This is a genomic window from Mangrovibacter plantisponsor (genome assembly GCF_003182475.1).
Classification (GTDB): Bacteria; Pseudomonadota; Gammaproteobacteria; order Enterobacterales; family Enterobacteriaceae; genus Mangrovibacter; species Mangrovibacter plantisponsor.
Window position 1 is genome coordinate 9,034 of the sequence record NZ_QGTS01000027.1, and the last position, 16,802, is coordinate 25,835.

Consider the following 16,802-nt stretch of genomic DNA (forward strand, 5'->3'; position numbering starts at 1 on the left):
AGTGGCATCTAAAACGCTATTGCCCGGTTGGGGTTGTGTTGTTTAAGGAGAATGTATGAGTATATTCAAAGAGTTTCGGGCTTTTGCGATGCGTGGAAATGTCATTGACCTGGCTGTTGGGGTAGTGATCGGCGCGGCTTTCGGGAAAATAGTTTCGTCGCTGGTTGCCGATATCATTATGCCACCGCTAGGGTTGTTGATCGGGGGAATTGACTTTAAGCAGTTTGCAGTGACATTGCGCCCGGCCGAAAGCGATATACCGGCAGTGGTCATGCACTATGGTGTTTTTATTCAGAACATTTTTGACTTTATCATCGTAGCATTTGCCATCTTCATGGTAGTTAAGATGATGAATAAATTGTACCAGAAAAAAGAAGCACCAAAAGCTCCGCCAGCGCCTTCCACAGAAGAGGTGTTACTGACTGAAATCCGTGATCTGCTTAAAGCCCAGAATAGTAAAGATGCATAACTGTCGCGGTTAGTACGAAGAAGGCCAGGAGTAAAAAAGCATCTACTTGTTTACTGCTGGCCTCCTGCCCGCTATTTTTCCCATATTTAGCTTTGCGAGAATAGCTACCTTTTCCTTTCTTGTTCCGCTCAACACGTTGGCGAAATAACGGATCATGAAGCAAGGCCTCCAAAGCATTATCTCTGATGTTCCCTTTTTTATGTTGATAGTGACTCATATTTTCTCCGGTTGGATTTTTGTTGCACCCTGTTCCAGTGCTTCAAGAATTGAACAGTACACACTGCTGTGAGCGGTGCCACAGCAAACGTCGTCCAGTCGTTTTAACGACTGCCTCATTACTTCAAGCTCGGCGATTCTGGATTCGACTTCCGTGAGCCGGTTCTGCACAATCTGCTTCGACTCGCGGCAAGTATGATGTTCCGGGTCAATCCGAATGGAGAGTAATTCACGGATTGAATCCAGAGTAAAACCAAGTTGCCTTGCGTAGCGAATAAAACGCAGGCGCTGCAAATCATTTTCGCTATATAACCGAAAACCACCTTCCGTGCGTACTTCATGATCCATCATGTTCTGCTTTTCGTAATAACGGATAGTATCAGGCGTAACATCAGCTAAACGTGCAATTTCACCTATACGATACATAGCTAGTTGTCCTCAGAAAAGCGTTCTCTGACTAACAGTCCATAGGAACCATGAAGAAAATCAGTACTTAAACCAGCCTGGCGTAATTTAAGTTCCAGCAATGCAACACGCTGGCTTACCTCCTGGAATTCAGGCTCAGTCTCTTTGATACCCTGAAGTAACTCATGGAGCTCAAGTGCTTCCCTACGCTGCTCAAGCTCAGGTGGAAGGCATCCCGCATTTTTTAAGAGACGATAACCCGCACGCAAGGACTCGGGTACAAAAGAGTCATCATCCAGCACCAAAGGTTGTCCTTCACCAGGGAGGTTGTCCAAATCACCCTTTTTCTGTGCTTCAAGAATGTGCCTCTCAGCCCATTGGTCAATTAACCACATATCAATACCCCGGTGATTAAATGAACAAAGAAAGGTTGAATTCTAGATCAAGGTCTGAATTTTGGATATAAAAAAACCGGGCAAGCCCGGCTTTTTTACGTTACTGCAAATTACTCTGCAGCAGCTTCTGCTTGAGACTCAGCGCGATCAACCAGCTCGATGTAAGCCATCGGAGCATTATCACCAGCACGGAAGCCACACTTGAGAATACGAGTGTAACCACCTGCACGGCTCGCGAAACGCGGACCAAGTTCATTAAACAGTTTTGCCACGATCTCGTTATCACGAGTGCGGGCGAATGCCAGACGACGATTAGCTACGCTGTCGGTCTTGGCAAGAGTAATCAGCGGCTCAACTACGCGACGCAGCTCTTTCGCTTTTGGCAGGGTCGTCTTGATGATTTCATGACGAACCAGTGAACCAGCCATGTTGCGGAACATTGCCTGGCGATGGCTGCTGTTGCGGTTCAGTTGACGACCACTCTTACGATGGCGCATGACCTTATCCTTCTCAGTAAAACCTTAACCTGTGATCCGGTTACTCATCAGCAATGCTTGCTGGTGGCCAGTTTTCCAGGCGCATGCCCAGAGACAGACCACGGGAAGCCAGCACGTCTTTAATCTCTGTAAGAGATTTTTTACCAAGGTTCGGCGTTTTCAGCAACTCAACCTCGGTACGTTGTACCAGATCACCGATGTAGTGGATAGCTTCTGCCTTGAGGCAGTTAGCAGAGCGGACAGTCAATTCCAGATCGTCAACAGGGCGCAGCAAGATCGGATCGAATTCTGGCTTCTCTTCTTTAACTTCCGGCTGACGTACGTCACGCAAGTCAACAAAGGCTTCAAGTTGTTCAGCCAGGATGGTAGCCGCACGACGAATCGCCTCTTCAGGATCGATTGTGCCGTTAGTTTCCATTTCGATAACCAGCTTATCCAAGTCGGTACGCTGCTCAACACGAGCTGCTTCAACATTGTAGGCAATACGCTCTACAGGGCTGTAGCAAGCATCGACCAGCAGACGGCCGATTGGGCGCTCATCTTCTTCCGAATGAATTCGGGCAGAGGCCGGCACGTAACCACGACCACGTTGAACTTTGATACGCATATTAATAGATGCGTTGTCATCGGTCAGGTGGCAAATCACATGCTGCGGCTTGACGATTTCAACATCACCATCATGGGTGATGTCTGCTGCGATCACAGGGCCAATGCCAGATTTATTCAGGGTAAGAATAACTTCATCTTTGCCCTGAACTTTCACCGCCAGCCCTTTCAGGTTGAGCAGGATTTCCAGGATATCTTCCTGTACGCCTTCTTTGGTGCTGTACTCATGCAGTACACCATCAATCTCAACCTCGGTCACCGCGCAACCCGGCATCGATGAAAGCAGAATACGGCGCAGTGCGTTACCTAAAGTATGGCCAAAGCCACGCTCTAACGGCTCAAGGGTCACCTTGGCGTGCGTCGAACTCATTTGCTCGATATCGACCAGGCGCGGTTTAAGAAACTCTGTCACAGAACCCTGCATTGTGTCCTCTCTTTGGTACTAAGCTTTACTTGGAGTAAAGCTCGACGATCAGGTGTTCGTTAATGTCCGCAGACAGATCAGAACGCTCAGGCTTACGCTTGAACACACCTTCCATCTTGCCAGCATCAACTTCCAGCCAGGTTGGCTTTTCACGCTGCTCAGCCAGCTCCAGAGCGGCTTTCACGCGAGACTGCTTTTTCGCTTTCTCACGAACGCTAACAACATCGTTCGGACTCACCTGATAAGAAGCGATATTAACAACACGACCGTTAACCATGATAGCTTTATGGCTTACCAACTGACGTGCTTCCGCACGAGTAGCGCCAAAGCCCATACGGTAGACAACGTTGTCAAGACGACCTTCCAGCAGAGCCAACAGGTTTTCACCGGTGTTGCCTTTCAGACGTGCTGCTTCTTTGTAGTAGTTACGGAATTGACGTTCCAGAACACCATAGATACGGCGAACTTTTTGTTTTTCACGCAACTGCACACCATAGTCAGACAGACGCGGCTTACGCGCACCATGCTGACCAGGAGCTTGTTCAATTTTACACTTGGTATCGATCGCGCGAACACCAGACTTAAGGAACAGGTCTGTGCCCTCACGACGGCTCAGCTTGAGCTTAGGACCCAAATATCTTGCCATTTTCTTTCTCCAACATTCCTAAAAACGGTGCGTTATACGCGACGTTTTTTCGGCGGACGACAACCGTTGTGAGGGATCGGAGTCACATCAGTAATATTAGTGATGCGGAAACCAGCGGCGTTCAGAGCACGAATAGTAGATTCGCGACCCGGACCCGGTCCCTTAACCATAACTTCCAGATTCTTAATTCCGTACTCTTTCACTGCATCAGCGCAACGTTCAGCTGCAACCTGAGCGGCGAAAGGAGTGGATTTACGAGAACCACGGAAACCGGAACCACCGGCAGTTGCCCAACCCAGTGCGTTACCCTGACGATCAGTGATAGTAACGATGGTGTTGTTGAAAGAAGCATGGATATGAGCCACGCCATCAGAGACTTGTTTTCTTACACGTTTACGTGCACGAATTGGTGCCTTTGCCATTATTCAATCACCCCGATTATTTCTTGATCGGTTTGCGCGGACCCTTACGGGTACGGGCGTTGGTCTTGGTACGCTGACCGCGAACCGGCAGACCACGACGATGACGCAGACCGCGATAGCAACCAAGGTCCATAAGACGCTTGATGCTCATGCTGATTTCGCGGCGCAGATCACCTTCAACGACAAATTTGGCAACTTCGTCACGCAACGTGTCGATTTGTTCTTCAGACAGCTCACTGATCTTAACATCTTCAGCGATACCCGCCGCAGCACAGATGGCTTTGGAACGAGTCTTGCCGACACCATAAATCGACGTTAATGCGATTACAGCGTGTTTTTGATCAGGAATGTTAATGCCTGCTATACGGGCCACTATGCACTCCTATAATTTCATGTGTGCGTACCATACTGAAAAGCCCGTTTTCAGGATACTCAAATGAATACGCACAGACATACAAAAGATTGGCTGGCTAATCTAGCCAGCTCAACCCAACTTTGCAAGAAAAATATGCGAAAATAATCAGCCTTGACGCTGTTTATGTTTCGGTTCGGCACTGCAAATCACACGAATAACACCTTCGCGCTTAACGATTTTGCAGTTACGGCATAATTTCTTGACGGAAGCACGAACTTTCATTTTTACTCTCCGTAACTTCTCAAGCGACCATTAACGGCCATAACCTTTCAGGTTCGCTTTTTTCAATGCAGACTCATACTGACTGGACATCATCAGAGTTTGCACTTGAGCCATAAAGTCCATGATGACAACAACGACGATTAACAGTGAGGTTCCACCGAAGTAGAACGGCACTTTCATCGCATCACGCATGAACTCCGGGATCAGGCAAATAAAAGTAATATACAGCGCACCGACCAAAGTCAGGCGGGTCATTACTTTATCAATATACTTCGCCGTTTGTTCTCCCGGACGAATTCCTGGTACAAATGCACCGGACTTCTTCAGGTTATCTGCTGTTTCACGCGGGTTGAAAACCAACGCAGTATAAAAGAAACAGAAGAAGATGATTGCAGACGCATAGAGTAACACATAAAGCGGTTGCCCAGGCTGCAAGTACAGCGAAATTGTTGTCAGCCAGTTCCAACCAGTACCGCCCCCGAACCATGAAGTTATGGTTGCCGGGAACAGAATAATACTGGAAGCAAAGATAGCCGGGATTACACCAGCCATATTCACTTTCAGCGGCAAATGTGTGCTCTGTGCAGCATAGACACGACGACCTTGTTGGCGTTTCGCGTAGTTTACCACAATTCTGCGTTGACCACGTTCAACAAACACAACAAAGAAGGTGACAGCAAATACTAATACTGCAACCAACAGCAACAGGAGGAAGTGCAGGTCGCCTTGCCGCGCTTGCTCGATGGTATGTGCAATAGCAGGCGGAAGGCCTGCAACAATACCAGCAAAGATTATGATCGAGATACCGTTACCAATACCTCGTTCCGTAATCTGTTCGCCTAACCACATCAGGAACATTGTCCCGGTGACCAGGCTAACAACAGCAGTGAAATAGAATGCCATGCCTGGATTAATCACCAGACCAGTCATTCCCGGCATATTCGGTAAACCGGTAGCAATACCGATTGACTGAAATACTGCCAACACCAACGTACCGATACGGGTGTACTGGCTAATCTTACGACGTCCAGACTCCCCTTCCTTCTTCAATTCAGCCAACGCCGGATGAACGACCGTCAGCAACTGGATAATAATTGAAGCCGAAATATACGGCATAATACCCAGCGCGAAGATGGAAGCTCGGCTCAGAGCACCACCAGAGAACATGTTAAACATTTCAATGATGGTGCCCCGCTGTTGCTCGAGCAATTTGGCAAGAACAGTGGCATCAATACCAGGGATCGGAATAAAAGAGCCAATGCGGAAAACAATCAGCGCACCAATAACAAACAACAGTCTGCGTTTTAGCTCGCCAAGCCCACCTTTAGCACTTTGAAAATCTAATCCCGGTTGTTTTGCCATCTGCTACTTATTCCTCGATTTTACCGCCAGCAGCTTCGATAGCAGCTCGTGCGCCTTTAGTAACACGCAGACCGCGAACAGTTACCGGGCGAGCTACCTCACCAGACAGAATCACTTTCGCGAATTCAATCTGAATACCGATAATGTTTGCTGCTTTCAGCGTGTTCAGGTCAACTACGTCGCCTTCAACATTAGCCAGGTCAGACAGACGGATTTCCGCAGTGACCATAGCTTTGCGAGAGGTGAAACCGAATTTAGGCAGACGACGATACAACGGCATCTGACCACCTTCGAACCCACGACGTACACCACCACCAGAACGTGATTTCTGACCTTTGTGGCCGCGGCCACCGGTTTTACCCAGACCAGAGCCGATACCACGACCCAGGCGTTTCGGCGCGTGCTTAGACCCTTCGGCTGGAGACAGAGTATTTAAACGCATCTCTTACTCCTCAACTTTAACCATGAAGGAAATCGCGTTGATCATACCACGCACCGCTGGCGTATCTTCACGCTCAACAGTGTGACCAATACGACGCAGACCCAGGCCAAGCAGCGTTGCCTTGTGTTTCGGCAGACGACCGATTGCACTGCGGGTTTGAGTGATTTTAATAGTCTTTGCCATGGTCAATTACCCCAGAATTTCTTCAACGGATTTACCACGCTTGGCAGCGACCATTTCTGGAGATTTCATATTTTCCAGGCCATCAATGGTAGCACGAACCACGTTGATCGGGTTGGTGGAACCATATGCTTTCGCCAGAACGTTATGAACCCCAGCGACTTCCAGAACAGCACGCATAGCACCACCTGCGATGATACCAGTACCTTCTGAAGCCGGCTGCATGAACACACGAGAACCTGTGTGCACACCTTTAACTGGGTGCTGCAGGGTACCGCTGTTCAGCGCGACGTTAATCATGTTGCGACGGGCTTTTTCCATCGCTTTCTGGATCGCTGCTGGAACTTCACGCGCTTTACCGTAACCAAAACCAACGCGACCATTGCCATCACCCACTACAGTCAGAGCGGTGAAGCTAAAAATACGGCCACCTTTTACAGTTTTAGATACGCGGTTTACCGCGATCAGCTTTTCCTGCAGTTCGCCAGCTTGTTTTTCGATGTGAGCCATCTTACACCTCTACCTTAGAACTGAAGGCCAGCTTCACGGGCAGCATCTGCCAGTGCCTGGACACGACCATGATATTGGAACCCGGAGCGGTCAAAGGAAACATCTTTAATTCCTTTTTCCAGAGCGCGTTCTGCAACAGCTTTACCTACTGCAGCGGCGGCATCTTTGTTACCGGTGTACTTCAGTTGCTCAGCAATAGCTTTTTCTACAGTAGAAGCAGCTACCAGAACTTCAGAACCGTTCGGCGCGATTACCTGTGCGTAAATATGACGCGGGGTACGATGTACCACCAGGCGGGTCGCACCAAGCTCTTTGAGCTTGCGACGTGCGCGGGTCGCACGACGGATACGAGCAGATTTCTTATCCATAGTGTTACCTTACTTCTTCTTAGCCTCTTTGGTACGCACGACTTCGTCGGCGTAACGGACACCCTTGCCTTTATAAGGCTCAGGACGACGGTAGGCGCGCACATCAGCAGCAACCTGGCCAATCACTTGTTTATCAGCGCCTTTCAGCACGATTTCAGTCTGTGACGGACATTCTGCAATGACGCCAGCCGGCAGTTCATGGTCAACAGGGTGAGAAAAGCCTAAAGACAGGCTCAGAACATTCCCTTTAACCGCTGCACGGTAACCTACACCAACCAGCTGAAGCTTCTTAGTGAAGCCTTCGGTAACACCGATAACCATGGAGTTCAGCAGCGCACGAGCTGTACCCGATTGGGCCCAGCCATCTGCAAAACCTTCGCGCGGGGCGAAAGTCAGTGCATTGTCCGCATGTTTAACTTCAACAGCATCGTTGATAGAACGAGTCAGCTCGCCGTTTTTACCTTTGATCGTAATAACCTGACCGTTGATTTTTACATCAACGCCGGCAGGAATAACGACCGGTGCTTTAGCAACACGAGACATTTTTTCCTCCGATTAGGCTACGTAGCAGATAATTTCGCCACCAAGACCAGCCTGGCGCGCTGCACGATCAGTCATAACACCTTTAGAGGTAGAAACGACAGCAATACCCAGCCCAGCCATAACTTTCGGCAGCTCATCTTTTTTCTTATAGATGCGCAGACCTGGACGGCTGACTCGCTGAATGCTCTCTACCACAGCCTTGCCCTGGAAATATTTCAGAGAAACTTCCAGTTCAGGCTTGATGTCGCCTTCAATTTTATAATCTTCGATATAACCTTCTTCCTTAAGCACATGGGCAATTGCCACTTTCAGCTTGGAGGAAGGCATGGTGACCGCAACTTTGTTCGCGGCCTGACCGTTACGGATACGGGTCAGCATATCCGCGATCGGATCTTGCATGCTCATCTGTCTCTACTCCCGTGATTCAAATTGGTGACAATTACCAGCTAGCCTTTTTCAGACCCGGGATTTCACCGCGCATAGCGGCTTCACGGACCTTAATACGGCTCAACCCGAATTTCCGCAGGAAACCATGCGGACGACCAGTTTGACGGCAGCGGTTACGCTGACGAGACGGGCTGGAATCACGCGGCAGACTCTGCAGCTTGAGAACAGCATCCCAACGATCTTCGTCAGAAGCGTTCACATCAGAAATGATCGCTTTCAGTTCAGCGCGTTTAGCGAAGAATTTTTCAGCCAAAGCTACGCGTTTTACTTCGCGTGCTTTCATTGATTGCTTAGCCATGAAGTAACCCTACCTTACTTGCGGAACGGGAAGTCAAAGGCAGCCAGCAGAGCACGGCCTTCATCATCGGTTTTCGCAGTAGTGGTAATGGTAATATCCAAACCACGAACGCGATCGACTTTGTCATAGTCGATTTCCGGGAAGATGATCTGCTCACGGACACCCATGCTGTAGTTGCCACGACCATCGAAAGACTTAGCGGAAAGACCGCGGAAGTCACGAATACGTGGTACAGCAATAGTGATCAGGCGCTCAAAGAACTCCCACATGCGTTCGCCACGCAGAGTTACTTTACAGCCGATCGGATAGCCCTGACGGATTTTGAAGCCTGCAACTGATTTGCGTGCTTTGGTGATCAACGGTTTTTGACCGGAGATTGCTGCCAGATCCGCTGCTGCATTATCCAGCAGTTTCTTGTCAGCGATCGCTTCACCAACACCCATGTTCAGGGTGATCTTCTCGACCCGAGGGACTTGCATGACAGAATTGTAGTTAAACTGAGTCATCAGTTTGGTAACTACTTCGTCTTTGTAGTAATCATGCAGTTTCGCCATCGTACTACTCCAAATTACTTGATAGTTTCGCCATTAGATTTAAAGAAACGGACTTTTTTGCCCTCTTCAAATCTAAAGCCTACACGGTCAGCCTTACCGGTTGCCGTATTGAAGATTGCAACGTTAGAAACCTGAATTGCAGCTTCTTTTTCAACGATGCCACCCGCCTGGTTCAGAGCCGGAACCGGCTTCTGATGTTTTTTCACCAGGTTGATACCTTCAACAATGACCTTACCAGAAGACAGGACACTCTTAACTTTACCACGCTTGCCTTTATCTTTGCCGGCCAGCACGATAACTTCGTCATCACGACGGATTTTCGCTGCCATGTTTGCTCCTTAGAGTACTTCTGGTGCCAGAGAGATGATTTTCATAAACTTCTCAGAACGAAGTTCACGAGTAACCGGCCCAAAAATACGCGTACCGATTGGCTGTTCGCTGTTGTTGTTCAGAAGAACACAAGCATTGCCATCGAAGCGAACGACAGAACCGTCAGGGCGACGAACACCCTTCCTGGTGCGCACCACTACCGCCTTCAGCACATCACCTTTTTTGACCTTACCACGCGGAATTGCTTCTTTGATGGTAATTTTGATGATGTCGCCTACGCCTGCGTAGCGACGGTGCGAGCCACCCAGAACCTTGATACACATTACGCGACGCGCGCCAGAGTTGTCGGCGACGTTCAGCATAGTCTGTTCTTGGATCATTTCAGTGCTCCGCTAATGTCAACTACTGAGACCTGATATCAGGTCGTTCATAAACGCCCCATAAACGAGGGCGCGGCATTATAACACCGCTTATCGGATATGGGTAGAAAAAATAAACGGCCCATTTCTGAGCCGTTTATCGATTTGAGAATGCGAACTCTATTACAGAACCGCTTTCTCTACGACGCGAACCAGAGTCCAGGATTTGGTCTTGGACAGCGGACGGCATTCGCGGATTTCAACCACGTCACCGATTCCACATTCGTTGTTCTCGTCATGTACGTGCAATTTAGTCGTACGCTTGATGAATTTACCGTAGATCGGGTGTTTCACAAAACGCTCGATAGCAACAACAATGGATTTCTCCATTTTATCGCTAACAACACGACCTTGCAGAGTACGGATTTTATCGGTCATTACGCACCCGCCTTCTCAGTCAGTAAAGTCTTAACGCGTGCGACATTATGACGCACTTGCTTCAACAGGTGAGTCTGTTGCAGCTGGCCACTTGCAGCCTGCATACGCAGGTTAAACTGCTCACGCAGCAGGTTAAGCAGCTCGGTGTTCAGCTCTTCAACACTCTTTTCACGCAGCTCTTTTGCTTTCATTACATCACCGTCTTAGTTACAAAGGTGGTTTTGATCGGCAGTTTCGCTGCTGCCAGGCTGAATGCTTCACGGGCCAGCTCTTCCGGAACACCGTCCATTTCATACAGGACTTTACCCGGCTGAATCAAGGCAACCCAATACTCCACGTTACCTTTACCTTTACCCATACGAACTTCCAGCGGCTTCTCGGTGATCGGTTTGTCCGGGAATACACGGATCCAGATCTTACCCTGACGCTTAACTGCACGGGTCATTGCACGACGTGCTGCTTCGATCTGACGTGCAGTCAGACGACCACGGCCAACAGCTTTCAGACCGTAAGTGCCGAAGCTCACATCCGTACCTGCAGCCAGACCACGGTTACGGCCTTTGTGCACTTTACGGAATTTTGTACGCTTTGGTTGTAACATCAGCGACGCTCCTTATTTACGGCCTTTACGCTGCTGCTTTTTAGGTTGAGCAGCCGGTTTTTCCGGTTGTTCAACAGCAGCCATACCACCCAGGATCTCACCTTTGAAGATCCACACTTTCACGCCAATAACACCATAAGTGGTGTGCGCTTCAGAGGTGTTGTAGTCAATGTCAGCACGCAGAGTGTGCAGCGGTACACGACCTTCACGGTACCATTCGGTACGTGCGATCTCAGCGCCACCCAGACGGCCACTAACTTCAACTTTGATACCTTTAGCGCCCAGACGCATTGCGTTCTGTACAGCACGCTTCATAGCACGACGGAACATAACACGACGTTCCAGCTGAGAAGTGATGCTGTCAGCAACCAGTTTTGCGTCCAGTTCAGGCTTACGAACTTCTGCGATATTGATCTGAGCAGGAACGCCAGCAATGTCTGCTACGGCCTTGCGCAGTTTCTCAACGTCTTCACCTTTTTTACCGATAACGATACCCGGGCGAGCAGTGTGAATGGTTACACGAATGCTTTTAGCCGGACGTTCGATAACGATACGAGATACAGACGCCTTAGCCAGTTCTTTAGTCAGGAACTGACGTACTTTAAAGTCGCTGTCCAGGTTGTCAGCGAATTCTTTGGTGTTCGCGAACCAGGTAGAGTTCCATGGTTTGACAATACCCAGGCGAATACCATTAGGATGTACTTTCTGACCCATTGCTAGTCTCCAGAGTCTCAGCGATCGGACACAACCACAGTGATGTGGCTGGTGCGCTTCAGGATGCGATCTGCACGACCTTTTGCACGCGGCATAATGCGCTTCATGCTCGGGCCTTCATCTACGAAAATTTTCGTAACTTTCAGATCGTCAATATCAGCGCCATCGTTGTGTTCAGCGTTAGCAATGGCAGATTCCAGAACTTTCTTGACCAGTACAGCCGCTTTCTTATTGGTGTAGGTCAGAATATCCAGAGCCTGCGACACTTTCTTACCGCGAATCAGGTCAGCAACAAGGCGAACCTTCTGAGCAGAAGAACGAGCATGGCGATGTTTAGCGATAGTTTCCATCTCTTCCTCCTACCTTATTTCTTCTTCGCTTTTTTATCAGCAGCATGGCCGCGATAAGTACGAGTCGGTGCGAATTCACCCAGTTTGTGACCAACCATTTCGTCGGAAACAAAAACTGGAACGTGCTGACGACCATTATGGACAGCGATGGTCAAACCGATCATGTTTGGAAAGATCGTTGAACGACGGGACCAAGTGCGCAGGGGCTTCTTGTCACCGCTTTCCACCGCTTTCTCTACCTTCTTCAGCAAGTGCAGGTCAATAAAAGGACCTTTCTTGAGAGAACGTGGCATGGCTTATCCTCTAAAATTATTTGCTACGGCGACGTACGATGAATTTATCAGTACGCTTGTTGCTGCGGGTCTTTTTACCTTTGGTCTGAATGCCCCACGGGGAAACCGGGTGCTTACCAAAGTTACGACCTTCACCACCACCATGTGGGTGATCTACCGGGTTCATCGCGGTACCGCGAACGGTAGGACGAACACCACGCCAGCGAGCAGCACCAGCTTTACCCAGAACGCGCAGCATATGCTCAGCATTGCCAACTTCGCCCAGAGTAGCGCGGCACTCTGCTTCAACTTTACGCATTTCACCAGAACGCAGACGCAGGGTGACATAAGCACCATCACGAGCAACGATCTGAACGTAAGTACCAGCAGAACGCGCCAGCTGACCGCCTTTACCTGGTTTCATTTCTACGTTATGAACAGTAGAACCAACCGGGATATTGCGCATCGGCAGGGTGTTACCCGCTTTGATTGCAGCATCAACGCCAGATTGAATCTGGTCGCCAGCTTTCAGGCCTTTAGGGGCCAGGATGTAACGGCGTTCGCCATCTTTGTACAGAACCAGTGCGATATTCGCAGAACGGTTCGGATCGTACTCAAGACGTTCAACAACTGCCGGGATACCGTCTTTGTTGCGTTTGAAGTCAACAATACGATAAGCCTGCTTATGACCACCACCAATGTGACGCGTAGTGATGCGGCCATTGTTGTTACGGCCACCGGATTTGCTGTTTTTTTCCAGCAACGGAGCAAAAGGTTTGCCCTTGTGCAACTCTGGGTTAACCACTTTAACTACGTGGCGACGACCCGGAGATGTCGGTTTACACTTAACAATTGCCATTGTTCTTTACTCCTCCGACTTACTCAGCGCCGCCGATGAAGTCCAGGTTCTGGCCTTCTTTCAGGGTGACGTAAGCTTTTTTCCAGTCGCTACGACGACCGATACGCTGTCCATGACGTTTTACTTTCCCTTTAACAACCAGGGTACGTACGTCATTAACTTCGACTTCAAACAGTTTCTGCACAGCAGCTTTGATTTCTGCTTTGGTCGCGTCTTTAGCAACTTTGAGAACGATGGTGTTGTTTTTTTCCATCGCAGCAGACGCTTTTTCAGAAACGTGCGGTGCGTTCAGCACTTTCAGCAAACGTTCTTCACGAATCATGCCAGCATCTCCTCAACTTGCTTAACAGCATCAGCAGTCATTACGACTTTGTCGAAGGCGATCAGGCTAACCGGATCAATGCCATTAGCATCACGTACGTCAACCTTGTGCAGGTTGCGTGCAGCCAGGAACAGATTTTCATCCAGTTCACCGGTGATGATCAGCACATCTTCCAGAGCCATATCTTTCAGTTTCTGAGCAAGCAGCTTAGTTTTAGGCGCTTCTACAGAGAATGATTCGACAACGATCAGACGATCCTGACGTACCAGCTCGGACAGAATGCTTTTCAGCGCGCCGCGGTACATCTTTTTGTTAACTTTTTGACTGTGGTCCTGCGGACGAGCAGCAAAGGTCACACCACCGGAGCGCCAAATTGGGCTCTTGATGGAACCAGAACGTGCACGGCCAGTACCTTTCTGACGCCACGGTTTTTTACCGGAGCCAGTTACTTCAGCACGAGTCTTCTGAGCACGAGTACCTTGACGGGCACCTGCTGCATAAGCAACAACAACCTGGTGTACCAGCGCTTCGTTAAAATCACGACCGAAGGTAGTTTCGGAAACAGTCAGCGCGCTCTGCGCGTCTTTCAGTACTAATTCCATTGCTATCCCCTTACGCCTTCACAGCTGGTTTAACGATCAGGTCGCTACCGGTTGCACCGGGAACCGCACCTTTAACCAGCAGCAGGTTGCGCTCAGCGTCAACACGTACTACGTCCAGGCTCTGAACAGTTACACGTTCATTACCCAGCTGACCTGCCATTTTCTTGCCTTTGAACACTTTGCCCGGAGTCTGGTTCTGACCGATAGAACCCGGAACGCGGTGAGACAAGGAGTTACCGTGGGTAGCATCCTGAGTGCGGAAGTTCCAACGTTTAACAGTACCGGCGAAACCTTTACCTTTAGAGGTACCAGTTACGTCTACTTTTTTAACGTCAGCGAAAACTTCAACACTGATGTTCTGACCAACAGCGAATTCTTCGCCTTCAGCCAGACGGAATTCCCACAGACCACGACCAGCTTCAACACCAGCTTTCGCAAAGTGACCCGCTTCAGGTTTGGTGACGCGGTTTGCTTTTTTAACACCAGTGGTAACCTGGATTGCGCGGTAACCATCGTTGTCCAGATCTTTAACCTGGGTAACGCGGTTAGCTTCAACTTCGATTACGGTTACTGGGATAGAAACGCCTTCTTCAGTGAAGATGCGAGTCATGCCCACTTTTTTACCGACTAAACCAATCATTGTTTCAACCTCTCAATCGTTCAATGACCTGATTAACCCAGGCTGATCTGCACGTCTACACCGGCAGCCAGATCCAGACGCATCAGAGCATCAACGGTTTTCTCGGTTGGCTCAACGATGTCAACCAGACGCTTGTGAGTGCGAATTTCGTACTGATCACGCGCGTCTTTGTTAACGTGCGGGGAGATCAGAACGGTAAAGCGCTCTTTGCGGGTCGGCAGCGGGATTGGACCACGAACTTGCGCACCAGTGCGCTTAGCAGTCTCAACGATTTCCGCGGTTGATTGATCGATCAGACGATGATCAAACGCTTTCAGGCGGATACGGATTCTTTGGTTCTGCATGAGACCAGAGCTCCAATTATTTATAGACGAAAATGACTACTACTCAGGCCCATTACGATTGACGGGAGAGTGTAATCTTCTTTACATAGCTTCCCAATTGGAAGCATTGTTCAGGCAGCAAAGCTGCACAGGCTCTGTCGAGCCACTCGCTACTATTAGCGAGCCTGCGCATTATACGCAAATCTGCGCCTCAGGCAAGCTTTGTTTATTAATTAGTCATAGATATTGCGCGAACTGTTGTTCATTGATAGTAAGGCGAAACAGGAAGGTAGATAAAACGGAGACTCAGGTATCGCCTCCGCTGGGGGGAAGTGTCAGGCTTGTTCTTTAAGTTGAGACTGGAGATAATTTTGCAGACCAATTTTACCAATCAAATCCAACTCAGTTTCCAGCCAGTCGATATGGTTTTCTTCATCCGACAAAATCTCGATAAGCATATCCCTGGTAACATAGTCATGAACCGAATCTGCATAAGCAATTGCTTCACGAAGATTCTTCGCCCCTTCCATTTCAAGATTGAGATCCGAACGAAGCATCTCTTCAACATCTTCCCCGATGTGAAGTTTGCCGAGGTCCTGCAGATTAGGGATTCCTTCAAGAAACAAAATACGCTCGATATACTTATCTGCATGCTTCATTTCATCAATAGACTCATGATACTCAATATCATTGAGCCTGGTCAGGCCCCAGTTTTTGAACATTCTGGCGTGTAAAAAGTACTGGTTTATTGCAACAAGCTCATTTCCCAATAGTTTATTGAGATGGGTTATTATCTTAGCATCACCTTTCATAGTCACTCTCTCCGCTTCCACTACTTAAAAGCGTAGATGGGTAGCAGAGTAAGTCAAAAAAAGCGCACTAATTATGCCGTTTCTTTAAACTCTGGTATCTGGATCAGTTCTTCCTGCATGATTTCCCTTGCGGCCCTGATGCACTTACCACACTGGTTACCAACAGGAACAAACTTACGCAACTGCTGAAAAGATTGCGGATGAAACTGGCGTACCGCCTGGCGAATAGCTTTATCACTAACGCCGTTACACAGACAAATGTACATAACCACTCCAGTACAAATAACGATCAAATTCTAATTGAGAATGGTTATGATTACAATAGGCGATTCGTAAAAAGATCACTATGATGCAGTTAAAGCATTCAGGTTCGGCTTTGCGAAATAACAGCAGAGTACAGGTATCACAAGGAGAAGGGCAGACATAAGAATTTGTTCAATAAAAAAGGACGCCGAAGCGCCCTTTTTTTAGTTCGAAGACTAATTAGCCCAGAACTTTAGCAACAACGCCCGCGCCAACGGTACGGCCGCCTTCACGGATTGCGAAGCGCAGACCTTCGTCCATTGCGATCGGGTGAATCAGGGTAACAACCATCTGAATGTTGTCGCCCGGCATTACCATTTCTACGCCTTCCGGCAGTTCGATGGAGCCAGTTACGTCAGTAGTACGGAAGTAGAACTGAGGACGGTAGCCTTTGAAGAACGGAGTATGACGGCCGCCTTCATCTTTGCTCAGAACGTATACTTCAGATTCGAATTT

35 protein-coding genes are annotated in these 16,802 nt (G+C 48.8%); 1 reads left to right on the plus strand and 34 read right to left on the minus strand.

The window, feature by feature from the left end; translation table 11 throughout:
• Positions 1-55 precede the first annotated feature (55 nt).
• Positions 56-469, plus strand: a complete 414-nt coding sequence (mscL, locus tag DES37_RS24630; protein ID WP_110028214.1) for a large-conductance mechanosensitive channel protein MscL — start codon at positions 56-58, stop codon at positions 467-469.
• On the opposite strand, the gene DES37_RS24635 is transcribed toward mscL, so the two are convergent.
• From DES37_RS24635 to DES37_RS24800, 34 genes are all read right to left on the minus strand, one after another.
• On the minus strand, positions 441-686 hold the full coding sequence (locus tag DES37_RS24635) for an alternative ribosome-rescue factor A (RefSeq protein ID WP_036112758.1): 246 nt from the start codon (positions 684-686) through the stop codon (positions 441-443). The two genes, mscL and DES37_RS24635, sit on opposite strands and share 29 nt — an antisense overlap.
• Positions 683-1,111, minus strand: a complete 429-nt coding sequence (zntR, locus tag DES37_RS24640; protein ID WP_036112761.1) for a Zn(2+)-responsive transcriptional regulator — start codon at positions 1,109-1,111, stop codon at positions 683-685. Before zntR ends, DES37_RS24635 begins: the two co-directional genes overlap by 4 nt.
• Before the next feature lie 2 nt (positions 1,112-1,113).
• On the minus strand, positions 1,114-1,485 hold the full coding sequence (locus DES37_RS24645; protein ID WP_110028215.1) for a DnaJ family domain-containing protein: 372 nt from the start codon (positions 1,483-1,485) through the stop codon (positions 1,114-1,116).
• A 110-nt stretch (positions 1,486-1,595) separates the two neighbouring features.
• A complete protein-coding gene (rplQ, locus tag DES37_RS24650) occupies positions 1,596-1,982 on the minus strand; it encodes a 50S ribosomal protein L17 (RefSeq protein WP_036112778.1) in 387 nt (128 codons plus the stop codon).
• Positions 1,983-2,022: 40 nt separating this feature from the next.
• Positions 2,023-3,012, minus strand: a complete 990-nt coding sequence (locus DES37_RS24655; RefSeq protein WP_036112784.1) for a DNA-directed RNA polymerase subunit alpha — start codon at positions 3,010-3,012, stop codon at positions 2,023-2,025.
• A 25-nt stretch (positions 3,013-3,037) separates the two neighbouring features.
• Positions 3,038-3,658, minus strand: a complete 621-nt coding sequence (gene rpsD / locus DES37_RS24660) for a 30S ribosomal protein S4 (RefSeq protein ID WP_036112787.1) — start codon at positions 3,656-3,658, stop codon at positions 3,038-3,040.
• 32 nt (positions 3,659-3,690) lie between these two features.
• The gene (rpsK, locus tag DES37_RS24665) at positions 3,691-4,080 is read right to left on the minus strand and encodes a 30S ribosomal protein S11 (protein ID WP_001029684.1); all 390 of its coding nucleotides are present in this window, start codon (positions 4,078-4,080) and stop codon (positions 3,691-3,693) included.
• A gap of 16 nt (positions 4,081-4,096) precedes the next feature.
• Positions 4,097-4,453, minus strand: coding sequence for a 30S ribosomal protein S13 (rpsM, locus tag DES37_RS24670; RefSeq protein ID WP_036112799.1), 357 nt, complete (start codon positions 4,451-4,453; stop codon positions 4,097-4,099).
• 147 nt (positions 4,454-4,600) lie between these two features.
• Entirely contained in the window at positions 4,601-4,717 is a 117-nt protein-coding gene (gene rpmJ, locus DES37_RS24675; protein ID WP_015960705.1) for a 50S ribosomal protein L36, read from the minus strand.
• A gap of 30 nt (positions 4,718-4,747) precedes the next feature.
• Positions 4,748-6,079, minus strand: a complete 1,332-nt coding sequence (gene secY / locus DES37_RS24680; protein ID WP_036112808.1) for a preprotein translocase subunit SecY — start codon at positions 6,077-6,079, stop codon at positions 4,748-4,750.
• 7 nt (positions 6,080-6,086) lie between these two features.
• Complete coding sequence (gene rplO, locus DES37_RS24685; RefSeq protein ID WP_036112811.1) at positions 6,087-6,521, minus strand: 50S ribosomal protein L15; 435 nt, start codon at positions 6,519-6,521, stop codon at positions 6,087-6,089.
• A gap of 3 nt (positions 6,522-6,524) precedes the next feature.
• Positions 6,525-6,704: a 50S ribosomal protein L30 gene (rpmD, locus tag DES37_RS24690; protein ID WP_036112814.1), complete on the minus strand. Its 180-nt coding sequence runs from the start codon at positions 6,702-6,704 to the stop codon at positions 6,525-6,527.
• Positions 6,705-6,710: 6 nt separating this feature from the next.
• Positions 6,711-7,211, minus strand: coding sequence for a 30S ribosomal protein S5 (gene rpsE, locus DES37_RS24695; RefSeq protein ID WP_017374144.1), 501 nt, complete (start codon positions 7,209-7,211; stop codon positions 6,711-6,713).
• 14 nt (positions 7,212-7,225) lie between these two features.
• Positions 7,226-7,579 carry a 50S ribosomal protein L18 gene (gene rplR, locus DES37_RS24700; protein WP_000358956.1) on the minus strand — a complete coding sequence of 118 codons (354 nt, stop codon included), beginning with the start codon at positions 7,577-7,579 and terminating at the stop codon, positions 7,226-7,228.
• Positions 7,580-7,588: 9 nt separating this feature from the next.
• Positions 7,589-8,122, minus strand: coding sequence for a 50S ribosomal protein L6 (rplF, locus tag DES37_RS24705; RefSeq protein ID WP_036112828.1), 534 nt, complete (start codon positions 8,120-8,122; stop codon positions 7,589-7,591).
• A gap of 12 nt (positions 8,123-8,134) precedes the next feature.
• Entirely contained in the window at positions 8,135-8,527 is a 393-nt protein-coding gene (gene rpsH, locus DES37_RS24710) for a 30S ribosomal protein S8 (protein WP_036112832.1), read from the minus strand.
• Between the two features lie 34 nt (positions 8,528-8,561).
• Positions 8,562-8,867 carry a 30S ribosomal protein S14 gene (gene rpsN / locus DES37_RS24715; RefSeq protein WP_036112836.1) on the minus strand — a complete coding sequence of 102 codons (306 nt, stop codon included), beginning with the start codon at positions 8,865-8,867 and terminating at the stop codon, positions 8,562-8,564.
• Between the two features lie 14 nt (positions 8,868-8,881).
• Positions 8,882-9,421: a 50S ribosomal protein L5 gene (gene rplE / locus DES37_RS24720; RefSeq protein WP_036112840.1), complete on the minus strand. Its 540-nt coding sequence runs from the start codon at positions 9,419-9,421 to the stop codon at positions 8,882-8,884.
• A 14-nt stretch (positions 9,422-9,435) separates the two neighbouring features.
• Positions 9,436-9,750 carry a 50S ribosomal protein L24 gene (rplX, locus tag DES37_RS24725; protein WP_036112842.1) on the minus strand — a complete coding sequence of 105 codons (315 nt, stop codon included), beginning with the start codon at positions 9,748-9,750 and terminating at the stop codon, positions 9,436-9,438.
• Positions 9,751-9,759: 9 nt separating this feature from the next.
• Complete coding sequence (gene rplN, locus DES37_RS24730) at positions 9,760-10,131, minus strand: 50S ribosomal protein L14 (RefSeq protein WP_035344535.1); 372 nt, start codon at positions 10,129-10,131, stop codon at positions 9,760-9,762.
• 162 nt (positions 10,132-10,293) lie between these two features.
• Positions 10,294-10,548 carry a 30S ribosomal protein S17 gene (gene rpsQ / locus DES37_RS24735; protein WP_000130100.1) on the minus strand — a complete coding sequence of 85 codons (255 nt, stop codon included), beginning with the start codon at positions 10,546-10,548 and terminating at the stop codon, positions 10,294-10,296.
• Complete coding sequence (rpmC, locus tag DES37_RS24740; protein WP_036112852.1) at positions 10,548-10,739, minus strand: 50S ribosomal protein L29; 192 nt, start codon at positions 10,737-10,739, stop codon at positions 10,548-10,550. Before rpmC ends, rpsQ begins: the two co-directional genes overlap by 1 nt.
• On the minus strand, positions 10,739-11,149 hold the full coding sequence (gene rplP / locus DES37_RS24745; protein WP_036112855.1) for a 50S ribosomal protein L16: 411 nt from the start codon (positions 11,147-11,149) through the stop codon (positions 10,739-10,741). The genes rpmC and rplP overlap by 1 nt, the downstream gene beginning before the upstream one ends.
• Before the next feature lie 12 nt (positions 11,150-11,161).
• Positions 11,162-11,863 carry a 30S ribosomal protein S3 gene (gene rpsC / locus DES37_RS24750; protein ID WP_036112857.1) on the minus strand — a complete coding sequence of 234 codons (702 nt, stop codon included), beginning with the start codon at positions 11,861-11,863 and terminating at the stop codon, positions 11,162-11,164.
• 17 nt (positions 11,864-11,880) lie between these two features.
• Positions 11,881-12,213 (minus strand): 50S ribosomal protein L22, encoded by a 333-nt coding sequence (gene rplV, locus DES37_RS24755; RefSeq protein ID WP_000447529.1) that lies wholly within the window; start codon positions 12,211-12,213, stop codon positions 11,881-11,883.
• A gap of 14 nt (positions 12,214-12,227) precedes the next feature.
• On the minus strand, positions 12,228-12,506 hold the full coding sequence (gene rpsS, locus DES37_RS24760; RefSeq protein ID WP_001138115.1) for a 30S ribosomal protein S19: 279 nt from the start codon (positions 12,504-12,506) through the stop codon (positions 12,228-12,230).
• A gap of 16 nt (positions 12,507-12,522) precedes the next feature.
• Entirely contained in the window at positions 12,523-13,344 is an 822-nt protein-coding gene (gene rplB, locus DES37_RS24765; protein WP_036112870.1) for a 50S ribosomal protein L2, read from the minus strand.
• A gap of 19 nt (positions 13,345-13,363) precedes the next feature.
• Positions 13,364-13,666, minus strand: a complete 303-nt coding sequence (rplW, locus tag DES37_RS24770) for a 50S ribosomal protein L23 (protein ID WP_036112874.1) — start codon at positions 13,664-13,666, stop codon at positions 13,364-13,366.
• Positions 13,663-14,268, minus strand: a complete 606-nt coding sequence (gene rplD / locus DES37_RS24775) for a 50S ribosomal protein L4 (protein ID WP_036112876.1) — start codon at positions 14,266-14,268, stop codon at positions 13,663-13,665. Before rplD ends, rplW begins: the two co-directional genes overlap by 4 nt.
• A 10-nt stretch (positions 14,269-14,278) precedes the next feature.
• Positions 14,279-14,908 (minus strand): 50S ribosomal protein L3, encoded by a 630-nt coding sequence (gene rplC, locus DES37_RS24780; RefSeq protein WP_051691463.1) that lies wholly within the window; start codon positions 14,906-14,908, stop codon positions 14,279-14,281.
• 32 nt (positions 14,909-14,940) lie between these two features.
• Positions 14,941-15,252 (minus strand): 30S ribosomal protein S10, encoded by a 312-nt coding sequence (gene rpsJ / locus DES37_RS24785; RefSeq protein ID WP_001181005.1) that lies wholly within the window; start codon positions 15,250-15,252, stop codon positions 14,941-14,943.
• Positions 15,253-15,566: 314 nt separating this feature from the next.
• Positions 15,567-16,043, minus strand: a complete 477-nt coding sequence (gene bfr, locus DES37_RS24790; RefSeq protein WP_036112885.1) for a bacterioferritin — start codon at positions 16,041-16,043, stop codon at positions 15,567-15,569.
• A gap of 71 nt (positions 16,044-16,114) precedes the next feature.
• Complete coding sequence (bfd, locus tag DES37_RS24795; RefSeq protein ID WP_064597161.1) at positions 16,115-16,309, minus strand: bacterioferritin-associated ferredoxin; 195 nt, start codon at positions 16,307-16,309, stop codon at positions 16,115-16,117.
• A gap of 217 nt (positions 16,310-16,526) precedes the next feature.
• The coding region (locus DES37_RS24800; RefSeq protein WP_110028208.1) for an EF-Tu C-terminal domain-related protein at positions 16,527-16,802 on the minus strand (276 nt) is incomplete at its 5' end.

Bases quoted from the DNA above. Each gene is read 5' to 3' on its own strand.
- mscL (WP_110028214.1), top strand. From the start codon at position 56: ATGAGTATATTCAAAGAGTTTCGGGCTTTTGCGATGCGTGGAAATGTC.
- DES37_RS24635 (WP_036112758.1), bottom strand. From the start codon at position 686: ATGAGTCACTATCAACATAAAAAAGGGAACATCAGAGATAATGCTTTG.
- zntR (WP_036112761.1), bottom strand. From the start codon at position 1,111: ATGTATCGTATAGGTGAAATTGCACGTTTAGCTGATGTTACGCCTGAT.
- DES37_RS24645 (WP_110028215.1), bottom strand. From the start codon at position 1,485: ATGTGGTTAATTGACCAATGGGCTGAGAGGCACATTCTTGAAGCACAG.
- rplQ (WP_036112778.1), bottom strand. From the start codon at position 1,982: ATGCGCCATCGTAAGAGTGGTCGTCAACTGAACCGCAACAGCAGCCAT.
- DES37_RS24655 (WP_036112784.1), bottom strand. From the start codon at position 3,012: ATGCAGGGTTCTGTGACAGAGTTTCTTAAACCGCGCCTGGTCGATATC.
- rpsD (WP_036112787.1), bottom strand. From the start codon at position 3,658: ATGGCAAGATATTTGGGTCCTAAGCTCAAGCTGAGCCGTCGTGAGGGC.
- rpsK (WP_001029684.1), bottom strand. From the start codon at position 4,080: ATGGCAAAGGCACCAATTCGTGCACGTAAACGTGTAAGAAAACAAGTC.
- rpmJ (WP_015960705.1), bottom strand. From the start codon at position 4,717: ATGAAAGTTCGTGCTTCCGTCAAGAAATTATGCCGTAACTGCAAAATC.
- secY (WP_036112808.1), bottom strand. From the start codon at position 6,079: ATGGCAAAACAACCGGGATTAGATTTTCAAAGTGCTAAAGGTGGGCTT.
- rplO (WP_036112811.1), bottom strand. From the start codon at position 6,521: ATGCGTTTAAATACTCTGTCTCCAGCCGAAGGGTCTAAGCACGCGCCG.
- rpmD (WP_036112814.1), bottom strand. From the start codon at position 6,704: ATGGCAAAGACTATTAAAATCACTCAAACCCGCAGTGCAATCGGTCGT.
- rpsE (WP_017374144.1), bottom strand. From the start codon at position 7,211: ATGGCTCACATCGAAAAACAAGCTGGCGAACTGCAGGAAAAGCTGATC.
- rplR (WP_000358956.1), bottom strand. From the start codon at position 7,579: ATGGATAAGAAATCTGCTCGTATCCGTCGTGCGACCCGCGCACGTCGC.
- rplF (WP_036112828.1), bottom strand. From the start codon at position 8,122: ATGTCTCGTGTTGCTAAAGCACCGGTCGTTATTCCTGCCGGCGTTGAT.
- rpsH (WP_036112832.1), bottom strand. From the start codon at position 8,527: ATGAGCATGCAAGATCCGATCGCGGATATGCTGACCCGTATCCGTAAC.
- rpsN (WP_036112836.1), bottom strand. From the start codon at position 8,867: ATGGCTAAGCAATCAATGAAAGCACGCGAAGTAAAACGCGTAGCTTTG.
- rplE (WP_036112840.1), bottom strand. From the start codon at position 9,421: ATGGCGAAACTGCATGATTACTACAAAGACGAAGTAGTTACCAAACTG.
- rplX (WP_036112842.1), bottom strand. From the start codon at position 9,750: ATGGCAGCGAAAATCCGTCGTGATGACGAAGTTATCGTGCTGGCCGGC.
- rplN (WP_035344535.1), bottom strand. From the start codon at position 10,131: ATGATCCAAGAACAGACTATGCTGAACGTCGCCGACAACTCTGGCGCG.
- rpsQ (WP_000130100.1), bottom strand. From the start codon at position 10,548: ATGACCGATAAAATCCGTACTCTGCAAGGTCGTGTTGTTAGCGATAAA.
- rpmC (WP_036112852.1), bottom strand. From the start codon at position 10,739: ATGAAAGCAAAAGAGCTGCGTGAAAAGAGTGTTGAAGAGCTGAACACC.
- rplP (WP_036112855.1), bottom strand. From the start codon at position 11,149: ATGTTACAACCAAAGCGTACAAAATTCCGTAAAGTGCACAAAGGCCGT.
- rpsC (WP_036112857.1), bottom strand. From the start codon at position 11,863: ATGGGTCAGAAAGTACATCCTAATGGTATTCGCCTGGGTATTGTCAAA.
- rplV (WP_000447529.1), bottom strand. From the start codon at position 12,213: ATGGAAACTATCGCTAAACATCGCCATGCTCGTTCTTCTGCTCAGAAG.
- rpsS (WP_001138115.1), bottom strand. From the start codon at position 12,506: ATGCCACGTTCTCTCAAGAAAGGTCCTTTTATTGACCTGCACTTGCTG.
- rplB (WP_036112870.1), bottom strand. From the start codon at position 13,344: ATGGCAATTGTTAAGTGTAAACCGACATCTCCGGGTCGTCGCCACGTA.
- rplW (WP_036112874.1), bottom strand. From the start codon at position 13,666: ATGATTCGTGAAGAACGTTTGCTGAAAGTGCTGAACGCACCGCACGTT.
- rplD (WP_036112876.1), bottom strand. From the start codon at position 14,268: ATGGAATTAGTACTGAAAGACGCGCAGAGCGCGCTGACTGTTTCCGAA.
- rplC (WP_051691463.1), bottom strand. From the start codon at position 14,908: ATGATTGGTTTAGTCGGTAAAAAAGTGGGCATGACTCGCATCTTCACT.
- rpsJ (WP_001181005.1), bottom strand. From the start codon at position 15,252: ATGCAGAACCAAAGAATCCGTATCCGCCTGAAAGCGTTTGATCATCGT.
- bfr (WP_036112885.1), bottom strand. From the start codon at position 16,043: ATGAAAGGTGATGCTAAGATAATAACCCATCTCAATAAACTATTGGGA.
- bfd (WP_064597161.1), bottom strand. From the start codon at position 16,309: ATGTACATTTGTCTGTGTAACGGCGTTAGTGATAAAGCTATTCGCCAG.